The sequence below is a fragment of the Mesorhizobium sp. ES1-4 genome (genome assembly GCF_020164745.1).
In the GTDB taxonomy this organism is placed as follows: domain Bacteria; phylum Pseudomonadota; class Alphaproteobacteria; order Rhizobiales; family Rhizobiaceae; genus Mesorhizobium.
Window position 1 is genome coordinate 118,232 of sequence record NZ_JAIUGV010000001.1, and the last position, 17,963, is coordinate 136,194.

Here is a 17,963-nt window from a genome sequence, read left to right on the forward strand (position 1 = left end):
AGGACAATGGCACTTAAGAAATTCAACCCGGTAACGCCGAGCACCCGCCAGCTGGTCATCGTCGACCGCTCGGGCCTCTACAAGGGCAAGCCCGTAAAGGGCCTGACCGAAGGCCTGACCAAGTCGGGCGGCCGCAACAACTACGGCCGCATCACGGCCCGCTTCATCGGTGGCGGTCACAAGCGTTCGTACCGCATCATCGACTTCAAGCGCCGCAAGTTCGACGTCGTCGGCACGGTCGAGCGCATTGAATACGATCCGAACCGCACCGCCTTCATCGCGCTGATCAAGTACGACGACGGCGAGCTGTCCTACATCATCGCCCCGCAGCGTCTTGCCGCCGGCGACAAGATCGTGGCTGGCGAAGCCGTCGACGTGAAGCCGGGCAACGCGATGCCGCTGGCCTCGATGCCGGTCGGCACGATCGTCCACAACATCGAGCTGAAGCCGGGCAAGGGCGGCCAGGTCGCCCGTTCGGCCGGCGGTTACGCCCAGCTCGTCGGTCGCGACCAGGGCATGGCGATCCTGCGCCTCAATTCGGGCGAGCAGCGCGTCGTTCACGGTTCCTGCATGGCCACCGTCGGCGCCGTGTCGAACCCCGACCACGGCAACATCAATGACGGCAAGGCCGGCCGCACGGTTTGGCGTGGCAAGCGTCCGCACAATCGCGGCGTGACCATGAACCCGGTCGACCATCCGCATGGCGGTGGTGAAGGCCGCACCTCCGGTGGCCGTCATCCGGTCAGCCCGTGGGGCAAGCCGACCAAGGGCAAGAAGACGCGGTCCAACAAGGCGACCGACAAGTTCATCCTGCGCTCGCGCCATCAGCGCAAGAGCTAAGAAGAGGTAACGCCAAGTGACTCGTTCTATTTGGAAAGGCCCCTTCATCGACGGCTACCTTCTCAAGAAGGTGGACAAGGTTCGTGAAGGTGGTCGCAATGAGGTGATCAAGATGTGGAGCCGTCGCTCCACCATCCTGCCGCAGTTCGTCGGTCTCACCTTCGGTGTCTACAACGGCCAGAAGCACGTTCCCGTTTCGGTGAACGAGGACATGGTCGGTCATAAGTTCGGTGAATTCGCTCCGACGCGGACCTACTACGGTCACGGCGCGGATAAGAAGGCGAAGAGGAAATAATCATGGGCAAGGCCAAAGCTCCGCGCAGGCTTGCTGACAACGAAGCGCGCGCCGTTCTGCGCACGATCCGTATCAGCCCGCAGAAGCTGAACCTGGTTGCCGCGCTGATCCGCGGCAAGAAGGTCGCGACAGCGCTTTCCGACCTCGAATTCTCGGCCAAGCGGATTTCCGGCACGGTCAAGAAGACGCTGGAATCGGCGATCGCGAACGCGGAAAACAACCACGACCTCGATGTCGATGCGCTGGTGGTGGCGGAAGCCTATGTCGGCAAGTCGATCGTCATGAAGCGGTTCCACGCCCGTGGCCGCGGTCGCGCCAGCCGCATCGAGAAGCCGTTCTCGCACCTCACGATCGTCGTTCGTGAAGTCGAAGAAAAAGGGGAGGCCGCATAATGGGCCAGAAAGTCAATCCGATCGGTCTTCGCCTCGGCATCAACCGCACCTGGGATTCGCGCTGGTTCGCGAACACCGGCGAATACGGCAAGCTGCTGCATGAGGACATCAAGATCCGCAAGTATCTCGAGAAGGAGCTGAAGCAGGCCGCCATCTCGAAGGTCGTGATCGAGCGCCCGCACAAGAAGTGCCGCGTCACCATCCATGCCGCGCGCCCGGGTCTGATCATCGGCAAGAAGGGCGCCGACATCGAGAAGCTTCGCAAGAAGCTGATGGAGATGACGAAGTCCGAGACGCACCTCAACATCGTCGAAGTGCGCAAGCCGGAAATCGACGCGACGCTGGTCGCCCAGTCGATCGCCCAGCAGCTCGAGCGCCGCATCGCTTTCCGCCGCGCCATGAAGCGCGCCGTGCAGTCGGCGATGCGTCTCGGTGCCGAAGGCATCCGCATCAACTGCTCGGGCCGTCTCGGCGGCGCCGAAATCGCGCGCATGGAATGGTATCGCGAAGGCCGCGTGCCGCTGCACACGCTGCGCGCCGACGTCGACTACGGCACGGCTGAGGCGAATACGGCTTACGGCATCTGCGGCGTCAAGGTCTGGGTGTTCAAGGGCGAGATCCTCGAGCACGACCCGATGGCTTCGGAGCGTCGCGCCACCGAGGGTGATCATTCGCACGGCGGCGGTGGTGGCGAGCGCGAACGCGGTCGTCGTCGCGAGAACGCCTGAGACATTTAGGAATTTGGAGTTAGAACGATGCTGCAGCCAAAGCGCACAAAGTTCCGTAAGCAGTTCAAGGGCCGTATCCATGGGACCGCAAAGGGCGGCACCAACCTGGATTTCGGTGGTTTTGGGCTGAAGGCGCTTGAGCCGAACCGCGTCACAGCGCGTGAGATCGAGGCGGCCCGCCGCGCGATCACCCGCGAGATGAAGCGCGCCGGCCGCGTCTGGATCCGTATTTTCCCGGATCTGCCGGTCACGTCGAAGCCGACCGAAGTCCGCATGGGTAAGGGCAAGGGCGCGGTCGACTACTGGGCGGCGCGCGTCAAGCCGGGCCGCATCATGTTCGAGATCGACGGCGTCAGTGAAGAAACCGCCCGTGAGGCTCTGCGTCTCGGCGCGGCCAAGCTCTCGGTCAGGACGCGCTTCGTACAGCGCATCGCAGAATAAGGACGGGCTGAATCATGAAAGCCGAAGACATCCGGACCAAGACCCAGGACCAGCTGACCGACGACCTGGCCAGCCTGAAGAAGGAGCAGTTCAACCTGCGCTTCCAGAAGGCCACCGGTCAGCTCGAGAAGACCGCGCGCGTGAAGCAGGTCCGCAAGGACATCGCGCGCATCAAGACCATCGCTGCGGAAAAAGCCGCGGCCAAGAAGGGTTAAGACCATGCCAAAGCGCATTCTGCAGGGCACCGTCGTCAGCGACAAGAACGAGAAGACGGTCGTCGTCAAGGTCGAACGGCGCTTCACGCATCCCGTGATGAAGAAGACCGTGCGCATGACCAAGAAGTACAAGGCGCACGACGAGAACAACGCCCACAAGGTCGGCGATCAGGTGTTCATCCAGGAATCGAAGCCGATTTCCAAGGACAAGCGCTGGATCGTCGTGTCCTCGGACCAAGCCTGACCTCTGGGCGTAAACAACGAATTTTGGACAGACCGGGGAGGGGCTTCGAGCCCGTCCCGTTAGAAAAGAAGAAGGCGGCCAGTCATGATTCAGATGCAAACAAACCTCGACGTGGCGGACAATTCCGGCGCGCGTCGTGTCATGTGCATCAAGGTGCTGGGCGGCTCGAAGCGGAAATACGCTTCCGTGGGCGACATCATCGTGGTGTCGATCAAGGAAGCCATTCCGCGCGGCCGCGTTAAGAAGGGCGATGTGATGAAGGCGGTCGTGGTTCGCACGGCCAAGGACATCCGCCGCCCGGACGGCAGCGTGATCCGTTTCGACAAGAACGCGGCCGTTCTCGTCGACAACAAGAAAGAGCCGATCGGCACGCGTATCTTTGGACCGGTTCCGCGCGAACTCCGCGCCAAGAACCACATGAAGATCATCTCGCTCGCGCCAGAAGTGCTGTAAGGAGCCGGACCAATGCAGAAGATCAGAAAAGGCGACAAGGTCGTCGTGCTCGCCGGCAAGGACAAGGGCCGTACCGGCGAAGTCCTTTCGGTGCAGCCGAAGGATGACACCGCGCTGGTGCGCGGCGTCAACATGATCCGTCGTCACCAGAAGCAGACCCAGTCCCAAGAGGGCGGGATCATCACCAAGGAAGCGCCGATCAACCTGTCGAACATCGCGCTGGCCGACCCCAAGGATGGCAAGCCGACCCGCGTCGGCTTCATCTTCCAGAAGGACGGCAAGAAAGTGCGTGTCGCCAAGCGCTCGGGAGAAGTCATCAATGGCTAAGGCTGAAACCAAGCAGGCGGCTGCCACCAACGTGCCGCGTCTCAAGAAGGTCTACAACGAGACCATCCGCAAGGCGCTGCAGGAGCAGTTCGGCTACAACAACGACATGCAGGTTCCGCGCCTCGACAAGATCGTGCTGAACATGGGCGTCGGCGAAGCGACCGCCGATTCCAAGAAGCCTTCGGTTGCCGCCGAGGACCTGGCGATGATCGCCGGCCAGAAGGCCGTCGTCACCCGCGCCCGCAATTCGATCGCGGGCTTCAAGGTTCGCGAGAACATGCCGATCGGCGCCAAGGTCACGCTGCGCAAGGAACGCATGTACGAGTTCCTCGACCGCCTCGTGAACATCGCGCTGCCGCGCGTCCGCGACTTCCGCGGATTGAACCCGAAGAGCTTTGACGGCCGTGGCAACTACGCCATGGGTATCAAGGAACACATCGTGTTCCCGGAGATCAACTACGACAAGGTTGATCAGGTCTGGGGCATGGACGTCATCGTTTGTACGACGGCGAAGACGGACGATGAAGCCAGGGCGTTGCTCAAGGCTTTCAACTTCCCCTTCCGCCAGTAACGGCAGCGAGAAAAGGAAAATCTGAAATGGCAAAGACCAGCTCAGTCGAGAAGAACAACAGGCGCCGCAAGCTTGCCGACCAGTACGGCCCCAAGCGCGCAGCCCTGAAGGCGATCATCATGGATCAGTCCAAGCCGATGGAGGAGCGCTTCCGCGCTCAGCTCAAGCTTGCTGCCCTGCCGCGCAACTCGGCCAAGATCCGCATCCGCAACCGCTGCGAAGTGACCGGCCGCCCGCGTGCCTACTATCGCAAGCTCAAAGTATCGCGCATCGCGCTTCGGGATCTCGGTAATAACGGCCAGATTCCGGGCCTGGTCAAGTCGAGCTGGTAAGGAGGACATAACATGTCATTGAGCGATCCTCTCGGCGATATGCTGACCCGCATCCGCAACGCTTACGGCCGCAAGAAGTCGAGCGTTTCGACCCCGGCCTCGCGTCTGCGCACCCGCGTCCTCGACGTGCTGAAGGCTGAAGGCTATATCCGCGACTACAGCCAGACCGACTTCGACAACGGCAAGTCCGAAATCGAAATCGAGCTGAAGTATTTCGACGGTGCTCCGGTGGTGCGCGAAATCGCCCGCGTTTCGAAGCCCGGCCGCCGCGTTTACGTTTCGGCCAAGTCGATCCCGCACGTCGCCAACGGCCTCGGCATCGCCATCCTTTCGACACCGAAGGGCGTGATGGCCGACCACGAAGCACGCGAGCAGAACGTCGGCGGCGAGATCCTCTGCCAGATCTTCTGATCTGACAGACCACCGCGAATTGGAATCCGGTCTTCGGATCGTTCCGAAGACAGAGACCTGAAACAAGAGAAGTGACGAGGACAACAAAATGTCTCGTATTGGAAAGAAACCCGTTTCGCTGCCGCAGGGCGTGACCGCGACCGTCAACGGCCAGACCGTGACGGCGAAAGGCCCCAAGGGCGAGCTGAAGTTCGTGGTGAACGACGAAGTGCTGGTCAAGATGGAAGGCAGCGAGATCGCTGTCCAGCCGCGCGACCAGACCAAGACCGCCCGCTCCAAGTGGGGCATGTCGCGCACGCAGATCGTCAACATCCTGCAGGGCGTCAAGGACGGCTTCGAGAAGAAGCTCGAGATCACCGGCGTTGGCTATCGCGCTGCCTTGCAGGGCAAGAACCTGCAGCTGGCCCTTGGCTTCAGCCACGATGTCGTCTACGAGACGCCGGCCGGCATCACGATCACCGTGCCGAAGCCGACCGAAATCACCGTGGCCGGCATCGACAAGCAGCAGGTCGGCCAGGTTGCCGCGGAGATCCGCGAATACCGCGGTCCCGAGCCTTACAAGGGCAAGGGTGTCCGTTACGCTGGCGAGAAGATCGTCCGCAAGGAAGGCAAGAAGAAGTAATCGGCTGGGCCTTGAAAAGTCGCGGACTTTTCGGACAGGACCAAGCCACGGAAGTGTAACGCCGCGGGGAGCGGTCGCGGGAGGCGCTTCGCCTACCGCACATGGCGGCCCCCGATTTTGAAGGCAAGGAAGACATCATGGGTACTAAGGAAGCCATCCAGCGCCGCGCGCAACGCGTCCGCCGCCAGATCAAGAAGGTCGCCGGCGAACGTCCGCGTCTTTCGGTGCACCGCACGTCGAAGAACATCTATGTCCAGGTGATCGACGACGCCAAGGGCCACACCATCGCTGCCGCCTCGACGCTTGAGAAGGACCTCAAGGGTTCGCTCAAGACCGGCGCCGACACCGCGGCCGCTGCCGCGATCGGCAAGCTGATCGCCGAGCGCGCTACCAAGGCCGGCGTCAAGGAAGTTGTGTTCGACCGTGGCCCGTACATCTATCACGGCCGCGTCAAGGCACTGGCCGAGGCTGCCCGCGAAGGCGGCCTCAGCTTCTGATTTTTCGCCGTCGGCGACCCAAAGTGGCGCCGGCAATCAGCAACCCGTGCTTCCGGAAAAGAACAAGGAACAGGATATGGCACAGGAACGTAGGGAAGGCGGCCGCGGCCGCGAGCGTGAAGAGCGCGACGACGGCATGGTGGACAAGCTCGTCCACATCAATCGCGTCGCCAAGGTCGTCAAGGGTGGCCGCCGCTTCGGCTTTGCCGCACTCGTCGTCGTCGGCGACCAGAAGGGCCGCGTCGGCTTCGGCCACGGCAAGGCGCGCGAAGTGCCGGAAGCCATCCGCAAGGCAACCGAATCGGCCAAGCGCGACATGATCTTCGTGCCGCTGCGCTCGGGCCGCACGCTGCACCACGACGTCGAAGGACGCTGGGGCGCGGGCCGCGTGCTGCTGCGCGCCGCCAAGCAGGGTACCGGCATCATCGCCGGCGGCCCGATGCGCGCCGTCTTCGAGACGCTCGGCATGCATGACGTGGTCGCCAAGTCGATGGGTTCGTCGAATCCATACAACATGGTTCGCGCCACCTTCGACGCGCTGAAGAGCCAGATGCATCCCAAGGATGTGGCAGCCGCGCGCGGCATCAAGTATTCGACCCTTCAGGCCCGCCGCGGCACCGCCGTCGCGGCTGAAGAATAGTCGATCTGACCAGGGATTGTGACCATGGCCAAGAAAGCAACCAAGACCATCACCGTTGAGCAGATCGGCTCGCCGATCCGCCGCCCGAAGGAACAGCGCGCGACGCTGGTCGGCCTCGGCCTCAACAAGATGCACAAGCAGCGCACGCTGGAAGATACGCCCTCAGTGCGCGGCATGATCGCCGCCGTCCAGCATCTCGTCCGCGTCGTGGACGAGGGCTGAGCCAAAGCGCAGGAGAAGCAAGATGAAACTCAACGATCTGCGTGACAAGGACGGCGCGACGCACTCCAAGAAGCGTCTCGGCCGCGGTATCGGCTCCGGTTCGGGCAAGACTGCCGGTCGCGGCGTCAAGGGCCAGAAGGCGCGTTCCGGCGTTGCCGTCAACGGCTTCGAGGGTGGCCAGATGCCGCTCTACCGGCGCCTGCCGAAGCGTGGCTTCAACAACATCTTCGCCAAGAGCTTCGTTGTCGTCTCGCTGGCCCGCATCCAGGAGGCCGTCGATGCCAAGAAGCTTGACGTCAAGGCGACCGTGACCGCCGAGGCGCTTGTCGCCGCCGGCGTCATCCGTCGCGTCAAGGATGGCGTGCGCGTGCTGTCGGACGGCGAACTCAAGGCCAAGCTTGCCTTCGACGTCGCCGGCGCCTCCAAGGCCGCGATCGAGAAGATCGAAAAGGCCGGCGGTTCGGTCAAGCTGCCGGAAAAGGCAGCTGCCGAGTAACGGCAATTTGAAGCGCGGCCGGCAAGAGTGGCATCCGTTTTTGCTTTCGATCGCGCTTTGATCTGCTCAATTTAGCGGCCGCGTTGACGCGGCCGCTTGCATGTTTACAGCCCGGAGCTTATCTCGTGAGCTTCGGTGAAACGCACCGCCTGACCTCACGGGCCATCAAGCGTTACCAAGCGGAGAATCAGGCATGGCTTCGGCTGCTGAACAACTAGCCTCGAATCTGAATTTCTCGGCCTTCGCCAAGGCGGAGGACCTGAAGAAGCGCATCTGGTTCACCATCGGCGCGTTGCTCGTCTACCGTCTCGGCACCTACATCCCGCTTCCCGGCATCAATCCCGATGCCTTTGCCCATGCCTTCTCTTCGCAAAGCAAGGGCGTGCTCGGCATGTTCAACATGTTCGCCGGCGGCGCCGTGCAGCGCATGGCGATTTTTGCGCTTGGCATCATGCCTTACATTTCCGCCTCGATCATCATGCAGCTGATGACCTCGGTCATTCCCTCGCTGGAAGCGCTGAAGAAGGAAGGCGAGCAGGGCCGCAAGGTCATCAACCAGTACACGCGCTACGGCACCGTCCTTCTGGCGCTGGTGCAGGCCTACGGCATTTCGGTGGGCCTCGAGAACGGCAACGGCATCGTCAATGACCCAGGCATGTTCTTCCGTCTCTCGACCGTTGTAACGCTGGTCGGCGGAACCATGTTCCTGATGTGGCTTGGCGAGCAGATCACCGCGCGCGGCATCGGTAACGGCATTTCGCTGATCATCTTCTCCGGCATCGTCGCGGGCCTGCCGCGTGCCATATCCGGCACACTGGAACTCGGCCGTACCGGCGCGCTGTCTACCGGCCTGATCCTGGCGATCATCGTGCTGGCCATTGTCGTCATCGCGCTCATCGTGTTCTTCGAGCGCGCCCAGCGCCGTTTGCTGATCCAGTATCCAAAGCGCCAGGTCGGCAACCGCATGTTCCAGGGCGATACCTCGCACCTGCCGCTCAAGCTCAACACGTCGGGCGTCATCCCGCCGATTTTCGCGTCGTCGCTGCTCCTGCTGCCGGCCACTGTCGCGGGCTTCTCGCAGACGACCAATATGCCGGCCTGGGCGAGCACCATCCTGGCCTCGCTCGGCCACGGCCAGCCGCTCTACATGGCATTCTACGCGGCGATGATCGTGTTCTTCGCCTTCTTCTACACTGCGATTGTCTTCAACCCGACGGACACCGCCGACCAGCTCAAGAAGCATTCGGGCTTCATCCCGGGCTACCGCCCTGGCGAGCGCACCGCCGATTACATCGATTACGTCCTCACCCGCATCACCGTCGTCGGCGCCATCTATCTGGTGCTGGTGTGCCTGCTGCCGGAGTTCCTGATCTCGGCGACTGGCGTACCATTCTACCTTGGTGGCACATCGCTTCTGATCGTGGTCAGTGTCACGCTCGATACGGTTGCGCAGATTCAGGGTCACCTGATCGCGCATCAGTATGAAGGCCTGATCAAGAAGTCGAAGCTGCGCGGGGGGAAGAAAGCCAGATGAGGTTGATTTTGCTTGGGCCGCCAGGGGCGGGTAAGGGGACACAAGCACAAAGACTGGTAGAAAGACACGGCATACCCCAGCTCTCGACGGGTGACATGCTGCGTGCCGCCGTTCAGGCGGGTACCGAGGTCGGCAAGCGCGCCAAGGCGGTGATGGATGCCGGCGAACTGGTATCCGACGCCATCGTCAACGCCATCGTCGCTGAACGTATCGACCAGCCCGACTGCGCCAGGGGTTTTATCCTCGACGGCTACCCGCGTACGCTTGTGCAAGCCGATGCGGTTGAATCGATGCTCTCGGAGCGAGGCATTGGTCTCGACACTGTTGTCGAACTCGTCGTTGACGACAGGGCCCTGGTCGGTCGGATCGTCAAGCGCGCCGATGATGCCAAGGCGTCCGGCCAGCCGGTGCGCAAGGACGACAATCCGGCTGTGTTCGAAGAGCGCCTGCGGGAGTACTACAAGAAGACCGCTCCGCTGACCGGCTATTATTACGCCAAGGGCAAGCTCAAGACCGTGGACGGCATGGCCAGTATCGATGCGGTTACCGCCGAGATCGAAGCCGTGCTCGCGGCGGCGGCAAAGGCGCGGTAAGGGAATTTAGAGATTAAGCTTGACGGAGACGGCTCGCTGCGGTATGGCGGCCCGTCTTCCTATCAGGTGCGCACTTTGCTTGTCCGCAAGGGCAAGGCAGTCGCTTTGAACTGGAAACTCCCGCATGGGCCGGCCTCCACCGGACGCGGGGCAATTTGGATAGCGTCGGACCTGCCTTGTTTTTGAGGGTTGGCCGGCCCATATGGAGTAGAGAAGAAAATGGCTCGTATAGCCGGCGTCAACATTCCGACCAACAAGCGCGTCGTCATCGCGCTTCAATACATCCACGGCATTGGCAAGAAGTTCGCCCAGGAGATCGTCGACAAGGTCGGCATCCCGGCCGAGCGCCGCGTCAACCAGCTGACCGACGCGGAAGTGCTGCAGATCCGCGAGACGATCGACCGCGACTACCAGGTCGAGGGCGACCTGCGCCGCGAAGTGTCGATGAACATCAAGCGTCTGATGGATCTCGGCTGCTACCGCGGCCTGCGTCACCGCCGCTCGCTGCCGGTTCGCGGCCAGCGCACGCACACCAATGCACGTACCCGCAAGGGCCCGGCCAAGTCGATCGCCGGCAAGAAGAAGTAAGTGAGCGATTAGCCAGTAGCCATTGGCGGGTAGGGATACCCATTCGTCATTGGCCTGCTCACTACTCGCTTATCAAGGTGGAGCCGCTGGCATTACGGCGGTGTAGAGATCAACTGAAAGGACTACCATGGCCAAGGAAGCCGCTCGTGTTCGCCGCCGCGAACGCAAGAATATCTCGTCGGGCGTTGCCCACGTCAATTCGACCTTCAACAACACGATGATCACCATCACCGACGCGCAGGGCAATTCTATCGCGTGGTCGTCGGCCGGTGCCCAGGGCTTCAAGGGTTCGCGCAAGTCGACCCCGTTCGCCGCCCAGATGGCTGCCGAGGACGTTGCCAAGAAGGCCCAGGAACACGGCATGCGCATGCTCGAAGTCGAGGTCTGCGGACCGGGCTCCGGCCGTGAATCGGCGCTGCGCGCCCTGCAGGCGGCCGGCTTCACCATCACCTCGATCCGTGATGTGACGCCGATCCCGCACAATGGCTGCCGCCCGCGCAAGAAGCGCCGCGTCTAATACTATCGAACGCCGCGCGAACGCTTACAAAAGCGTTCCTCCACGGTATTCCAGGTCGCCCGCCACGATTGGATGGTGGCGGGTCAACGGAAGGAAAGCATCATGATCCAGAAAAATTGGCAAGAGCTGATCAAGCCGAACAAGATCGAGTTCTCGTCGAAGAAGAAGACGCTGACCACACTGGTCGCCGAGCCGCTCGAGCGTGGCTTTGGCCTGACGCTCGGCAACGCACTGCGTCGCGTGCTTCTGTCTTCGCTGCGCGGTGCGGCCGTCACCGCCGTGCAGATCGACGGCGTTCTGCATGAATTCTCGTCTATCGCCGGCGTACGCGAGGACGTGACTGATATCGTCCTCAACATCAAGGAAATCGCCATCCGCATGGAAGGCGACGGCCCCAAGCGCATGGTCGTGCGCAAGCAGGGACCGGGCGCGGTTCTTGCCGGCGACATCCAGACGGTTGGCGACGTCGAGATCCTCAATCCCGACCACGTCATCTGCACGCTGGACGAAGGCGCTGAAATCCGCATGGAATTCACCGTCGACACCGGCAAGGGCTACGTGCCGGCCGAGCGCAACCGCGCCGAAGACGCGCCGATTGGCCTGATCCCGGTCGACAGCCTCTATTCGCCGGTCAAGAAGGTCTCCTACAAGGTCGAGAACACCCGCGAGGGCCAGGTTCTTGACTATGACAAGCTGACCATGACCATCGAGACCGATGGCTCGATCTCGGGCGAGGACGCGGTGGCTTTCGCCGCCCGCATCCTGCAGGACCAGCTTGGCTTGTTCGTCAACTTCGACGAACCGCAGAAGGAAGTCGCCGCCGAAGCCGTCACCGAGCTCGCCTTCAACCCGGCGCTGCTCAAGAAGGTCGACGAACTCGAGCTTTCGGTGCGTTCGGCCAACTGCCTGAAGAACGACAACATCGTCTACATCGGCGATCTCATCCAGAAGACCGAAGCCGAGATGCTGCGCACCCCGAACTTCGGCCGCAAGTCGCTGAACGAGATCAAGGAAGTGCTGGCGGCGATGGGCTTGCATCTCGGCATGGAAGTGCCGGACTGGCCGCCGGAAAACATCGAAGACCTCGCAAAGCGTTACGAAGACCAATATTGAGCATGAATTCCAAGGATCGGCGGCATGAGCCGCTCGATCCGACGGTCATGCGGAAAACCATCAGAGGCCGTGGCCTCTTGAACAACTGAAGAAGGAAAAGAGCCATGCGCCACGGTTTCAAAGGCCGCCGCTTCGCCCGCAGCATAAGCCACCGCAAGTCGATGTTCGCCAACCTGGCGGTGTCGCTGCTCGAGCACGAGCAGATCGTCACCACTCTGCCGAAGGCGAAGGACCTGCGTCCGATCGTCGAGAAGCTGGTGACGCTCGGCAAGCGCGGCGACCTGCACGCCCGCCGCCAGGTGATCGCGCAGATCGGCAATGAAGGCGTCGTCAAGCGTCTGTTCGACATCATCGCGCCTCGCTATGCCACCCGCAACGGCGGCTACCTGCGCATCATGAAGGCGGGCTTCCGTCACGGCGACAATGCCGCGATGGCGGTCATCGAGTTCGTCGATCGCGACACCGACGCCAAGGGTGCCGGCGACCGCGCCCGCCTCGAGGCGGAAGGCACGGATGAAGCCGCGGCCGCATAAGGTTTCGCTTTCCAAGGTGAATTAGAGGGGCCTGCGGGCCCCTTTTTGCTGTCGAAGCAATAGTCGCTAGACTAGCGAGTTGAGGTATTCTTGTCCGCCAATCGGGTTCCAGTCAATCGCGCCTGTTATCTGGTCTACCGCAGGGTGCGGATACGAATAGATGCTGTCTATCTTCGTTCGATGATCGATATCGCTTATCAATTGGCATACGGACACGCTGTTCAAATATTTTTCGGTATCCCGATCTTCGATGAAATCCGTATCAATCCGGAAATGAATCTGGAGAGGCCCCGCGCAGATGTTCAGGTCGATATCGCCGGTCGATGCCGTGTAGAAGAGCATGGCCTCGACTGGCGGCCAAAGGTTCGCGGCCAGAATTTGCGATGGCTTTGTCTTTCCGCTGAACCCATCCAGCGAAAGCGAAACGCGATCTGTGACGGCCTCCAATTTGCCTTTTAAGTAACTGGCGTGCTCGATTTGAAACCAGTTCATCTGGTGAGGCGGCTCCCTATCGAAGGAAAATTCGAGCTTTCCGAATGTCCAGTAATCAGGATCGGCATGCTCGGGCGTGCCGAGCAATTCGGCAATCTCAGCCCTTGTTATGCCGGGGGAGATTGAGCCCAATCTCCCGGTCTTCAAAAGGTCGCGGAATGACAGCAGTTGTTTTTTCATGAGGGTCGATGAGGTTTTCAATTTCAAGTTCAGATATATAGCGGCTTTGTCGCTTAAAATAATCGGATTTCAGCGGCTTAGCCTTTCATTTTGCACAATCGTCGGGACAATGCGCCCGAACTCGCTTGGAGGAATCGGAATGCGCGCCAAAACACTGTCCCTTGTTCTGCTCTGCGCCTTCATGGTGTTCGCAGCCGCACCGGCAGTCCGGCAGGCGCTGGCCGAGGACGCTGCCAAGCCCGCCGATCCGGGTCTCTCCGACGTGCTGACCGATCTGCTGCATGGCGTCGAAGGTCAGAACTCCACCTCCGGCCCGGACAAGCGTGTGCCGTTCGGGCGTGACGAAGTGCAGCTTTCGTTCGCGCCGCTGGTCAAGCAGACGGCGCCGGCCGTGGTCAACGTTTATGCCTCGCAGACGGCCAAGGTCACGTCACCTTTTGAAGGCGATCCTTTCTTCGAGGAATTTTTCGGCCGTGCGCAGCCGCGTGCGCAGTCGTCGCTGGGATCGGGTGTGCTCGTCGATCCAAGCGGCGTCGTCGTCACCAACTTCCACGTCATCAAGGATGCCGACGAGGTCAAGGTGGCGACCGCCGACGGGCGCGAATTCACCAGCAAGGTCATGCTCAAGGACGAGACGCTCGATCTTGCCGTGCTCAAGATCGAGTCCGACAAGCCGTTCCCGGTCATCGCCATCGGCGATTCCGACGCGCTCGAGGTCGGCGATCTGGTGTTAGCCATCGGCAATCCCTTCGGTGTCGGCCAGACCACCACCAGCGGCATTGTTTCGGCACTTGCCCGCAGCCACATCGGCGTTTCGGATTCGGGCTATTTCATCCAGACCGACGCTGCCATCAATCCCGGCAATTCCGGCGGCGCGCTGATCAACATGGGCGGCCAGCTGGTTGGCATCAATACGGCCATCTACAGCCGCAGCGGCGGCTCGATCGGCATCGGCTTTGCCATCCCCGCCAACATGGTGCGGGCTTTCGCCGATGCCGCCAAGGCCGGCCTCGATTTCTTCGAACGGCCCTATATCGGTGCCGAGTTCGAAGCGGTGACGCCGCAGATCGCCGAATCGCTCGGGATGGAAAAGCCGACGGGGGCGCTGGTCTCCTCGGTCGACGCGACGGGCCCTGCTGGCAAGGCGGGGCTGAAGCCGGGCGATGTCGTGCTGCAGGTCAATGGCAAGCCGGTCGAGAGCATCGAGGCGCTGGACTATCGCATGGCGACGCTGTCGATCGGCACCAAGGCGAATTTCGCGGTCCTGACCAAGGGCCAGCAAGCAACCATGGATATCGCGTTGGAGCGTGCGCCGGAAGGTGCGAAAGCCTCGGAAGTGACGCTGCATGGCCGCAGCCCGTTCTCCGGCGCCAAGGTTGCGGAACTGTCGCCGCGGCTCGCCCAGAAGCTTGGCCTGCGCACCGGCCTGAAGGGCGTGACGGTGATCGACATCAACCGTGATTCGCCGGCCGCCGATTTCGGCTTTCAGCCTGGCGATATCGTGCGCGAGGTCAACGGCACCACCATCGACACCGCCGCAACGTTGGCGCAAGTAGCCCAGCAGGATACGCGCTGGTGGCGCTTTACCGTCGAGCGCGGCGGGCAGATACTGCGCCAGGTGTTGCGTTACTGAGTTCGATCCGGACGGGCCGGACTCCAACCTGAAGATGTGAATGGCCGATCTGTTCAGTGTCGATGAGCCGGAAAAGGTGCCGCCCGGGCGGCCGCTGGCCGACAGGTTGCGTCCGAAGAACCTTGGCGAGGTCGTCGGCCAGGAACATCTGACGGGTCCCGATGGCGCGCTGACCCGGCTGATCGGTTCCGGCTCGCTGGGATCGATGATCTTCTGGGGGCCGCCCGGCACCGGCAAGACGACGGTGGCGAGGCTGCTTGCCGGCGAAACCAGCCTTGCTTTCGAGCAGATATCTGCGGTTTTTTCCGGGGTCGCCGACCTCAAGAAAGTCTTCGAGGCGGCCAAGCTGCGCCGCGCCAACGGCCGTCAGACGCTGCTCTTCGTCGATGAGATCCACCGCTTCAACCGTGCCCAGCAGGATTCCTTTCTCCCTGTCATGGAGGATGGAACGGTTGTCCTGGTTGGCGCCACGACCGAAAACCCATCCTTCGAACTCAACGCGGCCTTGTTGTCGCGCGCGCGGGTCATGGTCTTTCATTCGCTCGGCGAAGACAGCATCGCCAAGCTCATGATGCGGGCGGAGGAGACGGAGGGCAGGGCGCTGCCGCTCGACGAACAGGCGCGGGCGATGCTGATCCGCATGAGCGATGGCGACGGACGCGCATCGCTGACGCTCGCCGAGGAGGTCTGGCGTGCCGCCAAGCCTGGCGAGATATTCGATCCCGAAGGGCTGCAGCGCATTGTCCAGCGCCGTGCGCCGATCTACGACAAGGGCCAGGACGGCCATTACAATCTGATCTCGGCGTTGCACAAATCGGTGCGCGGCTCGGATCCGGATGCCGCGCTCTACTATCTCGCGCGCATGTTCGATGCCGGCGAGGATCCGCTTTATCTCGGCCGCCGGCTGGTGCGCATGGCGATGGAAGACATCGGGCTGGCCGATCCGCGGGCACTGGTCGTCGCCAACGCCGCCAAGGATGCCTATGACTATCTCGGCTCTCCGGAGGGCGAACTCGCTTTTGCCGAGGCCACCGTCTATCTCGCCACCGCGCCCAAATCCAACGCCGTCTATAGCGCCTTCAAGGCAGCCACACGGGCCGCGAAGGAACATGGCTCGCTGCTGCCGCCGAAGCACATCCTCAACGCGCCGACCAAGCTGATGAAAGAAGAGGATTACGGCGCTGGCTACCGTTACGACCACGATGAGCCGGACGCCTTTTCAGGCCAGGACTATTTTCCCGAAAAGATGGGTCGCCAGACCTTCTACGACCCGCCCGAGCGTGGTTTCGAGCGCGATATCAGGAAGCGGCTCGACTATTGGGCGAAGCTGCGCAAGGAACGGGAATAGCCGGTTTGCAGAGCCCGGCGGTCGTGAGGCTTGAGGACGAGGCTTCGCCCTGGGGCATTTCAACTTCGCTCGTCCTCCATGCACTGTTCGCCGCGACACTGGCATTGATGCCGTTGCCGAAGCGGCCGAACCGACTGGAGGAAGAGCGGGTGTCGCTGGAAATCCTGACGCCTGAACAGTTCGAGGCATCGACGAGGCCGCCGTCGCCACCTGCGGTGCCGAACCCGCGGGCGGCAGAGCCGCCACCTGCTTCGAACCCGCCCAAAACTCAACCGCCCGCCACACCCGCCATGATTCGCCCGACGCGGATGTTGTCGGCCCAGACCCTGGCCGATCCGCGCAGCAAGCAGGCCCGAGCCGACCTCAAGACCTTTGCGTCCGACGAGCGCATGATACAGCTTTGCAATCTGGAGGCCATGGATCAGATCCGCCAATGGCGCACCGATTTCCAGCCGGAGAGGGTGGTTCCCTACGCAACCGCCGAGGAAAAGATCACCGGCACGACGATCGCCGCCGATGGCGCGGCTTTTCGCAGCCGCAAAAACTGGTACAGTTTGAAGTTCAAATGTCAGCTCGCACCAGACGGCGAAAGCGTCATCGGCTTCGAATTCCTGGTCGGCGATCCAGTGGCCAGGAACAGATGGGACGAACTCGGCTTGCCGGCGGTGCATTGACAGCCCGGCAGCCTTCACCAGGCAGCCAGACCGGCCAGATGCCATGGCCGTTGTACGGTGACCCAAAAAACCTTATCAAGGCGCACGGTCGGGCGGTGGCCGTTGCCATGATTCAGGCACCTCATTCGCAACAGGATCGCGCTTCGCGCGTGGAAAAATGACAAAAAACCTTCGCAAATCCCTTCGCAAATTCGCCATTGCCATCCCGTTACTCGCCCTTGGCTTCTACTTCATTCCGATCCTGACGACGATCTTCATCGTCTGTGGCCTGATCGACGTGCTGCGCAACGACAGGAAGGATCTAGCGCTGTTCAGCGGCTACTTCCTTGGCAACGGGCTCTTCACCTGGTTGCTCTCACCCTTCAACTTGCTGGTCGATCTTCTGTGCTACAGAAATCCGGGCGTGTGGAAGCTGGAGCAGTTTCCCGCCGACTATCAGCGTGAAGTCAACGAGGTCCTTGATATCTTCAAGGCGCGCAAGGACGAGATCATCGCCGATATCGACGCCAATTTCGGCGCCGGGCGGCGCGGCATGTATGTCTACCAATGGTACGGCAAGCACAAGATCGACAACGTCGCCGAGTTCAACAAGGATTTCAAATACATCAAGACCATTGCCGTTTCCGTCTTCAGCAAGCGTGAATCGACTTCCTGGCATTTTGGTCCGCTGCGGCTTAGCCTGCGCATCCTCTACAATTTGGTCCCGGTGAAGTCGGAGATCTTCGTCGAGTGCGGCAGCGTCAAGAATTACTGGTACGACAATCCGCTGTTCATTTTTGACGACACGTTGTTGCACCGTTCGGTCAACGAGTATGACGGCCGCCGCTACTGCGTGTTCATGGATATTATCAGGCCGTCCCCGCTGCCCCGCCTGATCGCGGGCATGCTTGCGATTGTCTCGGTGAGCGTGGAGCGCATCAATTCGATGTTTTACAAGAACTGGAAGATGATTGGCTCCACAAAGCCAAAGAAGGTTGAAACCACCTGAGCCGGCGTCGTCAGGGCGTCTCGATCCTGCCCTCGGCGGTTCTG

28 protein-coding genes are annotated in these 17,963 nt (G+C 61.6%); 27 read left to right on the forward strand and 1 reads right to left on the reverse strand.

Annotated features, from left to right (window positions below):
• Positions 1-6: 6 nt before the first annotated feature.
• The 23 genes from rplB to rplQ all read left to right on the forward strand — a co-directional run bounded on the left by rplB (position 7) and on the right by rplQ (position 12,604).
• Complete coding sequence (gene rplB, locus LB556_RS00625; protein ID WP_010909276.1) at positions 7-840, forward strand: 50S ribosomal protein L2; 834 nt, start codon at positions 7-9, stop codon at positions 838-840.
• A 16-nt stretch (positions 841-856) separates the two neighbouring features.
• Positions 857-1,135, forward strand: coding sequence for a 30S ribosomal protein S19 (gene rpsS / locus LB556_RS00630; RefSeq protein ID WP_015317982.1), 279 nt, complete (start codon positions 857-859; stop codon positions 1,133-1,135).
• 2 nt (positions 1,136-1,137) lie between these two features.
• A complete protein-coding gene (gene rplV, locus LB556_RS00635) occupies positions 1,138-1,527 on the forward strand; it encodes a 50S ribosomal protein L22 (protein ID WP_010909277.1) in 390 nt (129 codons plus the stop codon).
• Complete coding sequence (gene rpsC, locus LB556_RS00640) at positions 1,527-2,255, forward strand: 30S ribosomal protein S3 (RefSeq protein WP_140611528.1); 729 nt, start codon at positions 1,527-1,529, stop codon at positions 2,253-2,255. The genes rplV and rpsC overlap by 1 nt, the downstream gene beginning before the upstream one ends.
• 27 nt (positions 2,256-2,282) lie before the next feature.
• Positions 2,283-2,696 (forward strand): 50S ribosomal protein L16, encoded by a 414-nt coding sequence (gene rplP, locus LB556_RS00645; RefSeq protein WP_010909279.1) that lies wholly within the window; start codon positions 2,283-2,285, stop codon positions 2,694-2,696.
• 14 nt (positions 2,697-2,710) lie between these two features.
• Positions 2,711-2,911 carry a 50S ribosomal protein L29 gene (gene rpmC / locus LB556_RS00650; RefSeq protein WP_140701052.1) on the forward strand — a complete coding sequence of 67 codons (201 nt, stop codon included), beginning with the start codon at positions 2,711-2,713 and terminating at the stop codon, positions 2,909-2,911.
• Between the two features lie 4 nt (positions 2,912-2,915).
• Positions 2,916-3,155, forward strand: coding sequence for a 30S ribosomal protein S17 (gene rpsQ / locus LB556_RS00655; protein WP_010909280.1), 240 nt, complete (start codon positions 2,916-2,918; stop codon positions 3,153-3,155).
• An 84-nt stretch (positions 3,156-3,239) separates the two neighbouring features.
• Positions 3,240-3,608 (forward strand): 50S ribosomal protein L14, encoded by a 369-nt coding sequence (rplN, locus tag LB556_RS00660; RefSeq protein WP_006205457.1) that lies wholly within the window; start codon positions 3,240-3,242, stop codon positions 3,606-3,608.
• Between the two features lie 12 nt (positions 3,609-3,620).
• Positions 3,621-3,935 carry a 50S ribosomal protein L24 gene (gene rplX, locus LB556_RS00665; protein WP_137934270.1) on the forward strand — a complete coding sequence of 105 codons (315 nt, stop codon included), beginning with the start codon at positions 3,621-3,623 and terminating at the stop codon, positions 3,933-3,935.
• Positions 3,928-4,506, forward strand: coding sequence for a 50S ribosomal protein L5 (gene rplE / locus LB556_RS00670; RefSeq protein ID WP_224562142.1), 579 nt, complete (start codon positions 3,928-3,930; stop codon positions 4,504-4,506). Before rplX ends, rplE begins: the two co-directional genes overlap by 8 nt.
• A 26-nt stretch (positions 4,507-4,532) precedes the next feature.
• Entirely contained in the window at positions 4,533-4,838 is a 306-nt protein-coding gene (rpsN, locus tag LB556_RS00675; protein ID WP_010909282.1) for a 30S ribosomal protein S14, read from the forward strand.
• Positions 4,839-4,850: 12 nt separating this feature from the next.
• Positions 4,851-5,249 (forward strand): 30S ribosomal protein S8, encoded by a 399-nt coding sequence (gene rpsH, locus LB556_RS00680; RefSeq protein ID WP_006205453.1) that lies wholly within the window; start codon positions 4,851-4,853, stop codon positions 5,247-5,249.
• An 88-nt stretch (positions 5,250-5,337) separates the two neighbouring features.
• Positions 5,338-5,871 (forward strand): 50S ribosomal protein L6, encoded by a 534-nt coding sequence (gene rplF, locus LB556_RS00685; protein ID WP_013895694.1) that lies wholly within the window; start codon positions 5,338-5,340, stop codon positions 5,869-5,871.
• Between the two features lie 137 nt (positions 5,872-6,008).
• Entirely contained in the window at positions 6,009-6,368 is a 360-nt protein-coding gene (gene rplR, locus LB556_RS00690; protein ID WP_149907592.1) for a 50S ribosomal protein L18, read from the forward strand.
• Positions 6,369-6,444: 76 nt separating this feature from the next.
• On the forward strand, positions 6,445-7,008 hold the full coding sequence (rpsE, locus tag LB556_RS00695; RefSeq protein WP_032933400.1) for a 30S ribosomal protein S5: 564 nt from the start codon (positions 6,445-6,447) through the stop codon (positions 7,006-7,008).
• A gap of 24 nt (positions 7,009-7,032) precedes the next feature.
• A complete protein-coding gene (rpmD, locus tag LB556_RS00700) occupies positions 7,033-7,230 on the forward strand; it encodes a 50S ribosomal protein L30 (RefSeq protein ID WP_006205449.1) in 198 nt (65 codons plus the stop codon).
• A gap of 22 nt (positions 7,231-7,252) precedes the next feature.
• Positions 7,253-7,726, forward strand: a complete 474-nt coding sequence (rplO, locus tag LB556_RS00705) for a 50S ribosomal protein L15 (RefSeq protein ID WP_140758598.1) — start codon at positions 7,253-7,255, stop codon at positions 7,724-7,726.
• 193 nt (positions 7,727-7,919) lie between these two features.
• Complete coding sequence (gene secY / locus LB556_RS00710) at positions 7,920-9,260, forward strand: preprotein translocase subunit SecY (RefSeq protein ID WP_224562145.1); 1,341 nt, start codon at positions 7,920-7,922, stop codon at positions 9,258-9,260.
• On the forward strand, positions 9,257-9,853 hold the full coding sequence (locus LB556_RS00715) for an adenylate kinase (RefSeq protein WP_224562146.1): 597 nt from the start codon (positions 9,257-9,259) through the stop codon (positions 9,851-9,853). Before secY ends, LB556_RS00715 begins: the two co-directional genes overlap by 4 nt.
• A gap of 219 nt (positions 9,854-10,072) precedes the next feature.
• Entirely contained in the window at positions 10,073-10,441 is a 369-nt protein-coding gene (rpsM, locus tag LB556_RS00720) for a 30S ribosomal protein S13 (protein WP_006205445.1), read from the forward strand.
• Positions 10,442-10,568: 127 nt separating this feature from the next.
• Positions 10,569-10,958: a 30S ribosomal protein S11 gene (gene rpsK / locus LB556_RS00725; RefSeq protein ID WP_006205444.1), complete on the forward strand. Its 390-nt coding sequence runs from the start codon at positions 10,569-10,571 to the stop codon at positions 10,956-10,958.
• A gap of 102 nt (positions 10,959-11,060) precedes the next feature.
• Positions 11,061-12,071: a DNA-directed RNA polymerase subunit alpha gene (locus LB556_RS00730; protein ID WP_006205443.1), complete on the forward strand. Its 1,011-nt coding sequence runs from the start codon at positions 11,061-11,063 to the stop codon at positions 12,069-12,071.
• Between the two features lie 104 nt (positions 12,072-12,175).
• On the forward strand, positions 12,176-12,604 hold the full coding sequence (gene rplQ / locus LB556_RS00735; protein WP_224562149.1) for a 50S ribosomal protein L17: 429 nt from the start codon (positions 12,176-12,178) through the stop codon (positions 12,602-12,604).
• Between the two features lie 66 nt (positions 12,605-12,670).
• Here rplQ and LB556_RS00740 read toward each other — a convergent pair whose 3' ends face one another.
• On the reverse strand, positions 12,671-13,276 hold the full coding sequence (locus LB556_RS00740) for a hypothetical protein (RefSeq protein WP_224562150.1): 606 nt from the start codon (positions 13,274-13,276) through the stop codon (positions 12,671-12,673).
• Positions 13,277-13,415: 139 nt separating this feature from the next.
• On the opposite strand from LB556_RS00740, the gene LB556_RS00745 reads away from it, so the two are divergent.
• From LB556_RS00745 to LB556_RS00760, 4 genes are all read left to right on the forward strand, one after another.
• Entirely contained in the window at positions 13,416-14,909 is a 1,494-nt protein-coding gene (locus LB556_RS00745; protein ID WP_224562152.1) for a DegQ family serine endoprotease, read from the forward strand.
• A 40-nt stretch (positions 14,910-14,949) separates the two neighbouring features.
• Positions 14,950-16,257 (forward strand): replication-associated recombination protein A, encoded by a 1,308-nt coding sequence (locus LB556_RS00750; protein ID WP_224562154.1) that lies wholly within the window; start codon positions 14,950-14,952, stop codon positions 16,255-16,257.
• A gap of 5 nt (positions 16,258-16,262) precedes the next feature.
• Positions 16,263-16,931 (forward strand): DUF930 domain-containing protein, encoded by a 669-nt coding sequence (locus tag LB556_RS00755; protein ID WP_224562156.1) that lies wholly within the window; start codon positions 16,263-16,265, stop codon positions 16,929-16,931.
• A gap of 157 nt (positions 16,932-17,088) precedes the next feature.
• Positions 17,089-17,919, forward strand: coding sequence for an aspartyl/asparaginyl beta-hydroxylase domain-containing protein (locus tag LB556_RS00760; RefSeq protein ID WP_224562158.1), 831 nt, complete (start codon positions 17,089-17,091; stop codon positions 17,917-17,919).
• Positions 17,920-17,963 lie beyond the last annotated feature (44 nt).

Bases quoted from the DNA above. Each gene is read 5' to 3' on its own strand.
- rplB (WP_010909276.1), top strand. From the start codon at position 7: ATGGCACTTAAGAAATTCAACCCGGTAACGCCGAGCACCCGCCAGCTG.
- rplV (WP_010909277.1), top strand. From the start codon at position 1,138: ATGGGCAAGGCCAAAGCTCCGCGCAGGCTTGCTGACAACGAAGCGCGC.
- rpsC (WP_140611528.1), top strand. From the start codon at position 1,527: ATGGGCCAGAAAGTCAATCCGATCGGTCTTCGCCTCGGCATCAACCGC.
- rplP (WP_010909279.1), top strand. From the start codon at position 2,283: ATGCTGCAGCCAAAGCGCACAAAGTTCCGTAAGCAGTTCAAGGGCCGT.
- rpmC (WP_140701052.1), top strand. From the start codon at position 2,711: ATGAAAGCCGAAGACATCCGGACCAAGACCCAGGACCAGCTGACCGAC.
- rpsQ (WP_010909280.1), top strand. From the start codon at position 2,916: ATGCCAAAGCGCATTCTGCAGGGCACCGTCGTCAGCGACAAGAACGAG.
- rplN (WP_006205457.1), top strand. From the start codon at position 3,240: ATGATTCAGATGCAAACAAACCTCGACGTGGCGGACAATTCCGGCGCG.
- rplX (WP_137934270.1), top strand. From the start codon at position 3,621: ATGCAGAAGATCAGAAAAGGCGACAAGGTCGTCGTGCTCGCCGGCAAG.
- rplE (WP_224562142.1), top strand. From the start codon at position 3,928: ATGGCTAAGGCTGAAACCAAGCAGGCGGCTGCCACCAACGTGCCGCGT.
- rpsN (WP_010909282.1), top strand. From the start codon at position 4,533: ATGGCAAAGACCAGCTCAGTCGAGAAGAACAACAGGCGCCGCAAGCTT.
- rpsH (WP_006205453.1), top strand. From the start codon at position 4,851: ATGTCATTGAGCGATCCTCTCGGCGATATGCTGACCCGCATCCGCAAC.
- rplF (WP_013895694.1), top strand. From the start codon at position 5,338: ATGTCTCGTATTGGAAAGAAACCCGTTTCGCTGCCGCAGGGCGTGACC.
- rplR (WP_149907592.1), top strand. From the start codon at position 6,009: ATGGGTACTAAGGAAGCCATCCAGCGCCGCGCGCAACGCGTCCGCCGC.
- rpsE (WP_032933400.1), top strand. From the start codon at position 6,445: ATGGCACAGGAACGTAGGGAAGGCGGCCGCGGCCGCGAGCGTGAAGAG.
- rpmD (WP_006205449.1), top strand. From the start codon at position 7,033: ATGGCCAAGAAAGCAACCAAGACCATCACCGTTGAGCAGATCGGCTCG.
- rplO (WP_140758598.1), top strand. From the start codon at position 7,253: ATGAAACTCAACGATCTGCGTGACAAGGACGGCGCGACGCACTCCAAG.
- secY (WP_224562145.1), top strand. From the start codon at position 7,920: ATGGCTTCGGCTGCTGAACAACTAGCCTCGAATCTGAATTTCTCGGCC.
- LB556_RS00715 (WP_224562146.1), top strand. From the start codon at position 9,257: ATGAGGTTGATTTTGCTTGGGCCGCCAGGGGCGGGTAAGGGGACACAA.
- rpsM (WP_006205445.1), top strand. From the start codon at position 10,073: ATGGCTCGTATAGCCGGCGTCAACATTCCGACCAACAAGCGCGTCGTC.
- rpsK (WP_006205444.1), top strand. From the start codon at position 10,569: ATGGCCAAGGAAGCCGCTCGTGTTCGCCGCCGCGAACGCAAGAATATC.
- LB556_RS00730 (WP_006205443.1), top strand. From the start codon at position 11,061: ATGATCCAGAAAAATTGGCAAGAGCTGATCAAGCCGAACAAGATCGAG.
- rplQ (WP_224562149.1), top strand. From the start codon at position 12,176: ATGCGCCACGGTTTCAAAGGCCGCCGCTTCGCCCGCAGCATAAGCCAC.
- LB556_RS00740 (WP_224562150.1), bottom strand. From the start codon at position 13,276: ATGAAAAAACAACTGCTGTCATTCCGCGACCTTTTGAAGACCGGGAGA.
- LB556_RS00745 (WP_224562152.1), top strand. From the start codon at position 13,416: ATGCGCGCCAAAACACTGTCCCTTGTTCTGCTCTGCGCCTTCATGGTG.
- LB556_RS00750 (WP_224562154.1), top strand. From the start codon at position 14,950: ATGGCCGATCTGTTCAGTGTCGATGAGCCGGAAAAGGTGCCGCCCGGG.
- LB556_RS00760 (WP_224562158.1), top strand. From the start codon at position 17,089: ATGACAAAAAACCTTCGCAAATCCCTTCGCAAATTCGCCATTGCCATC.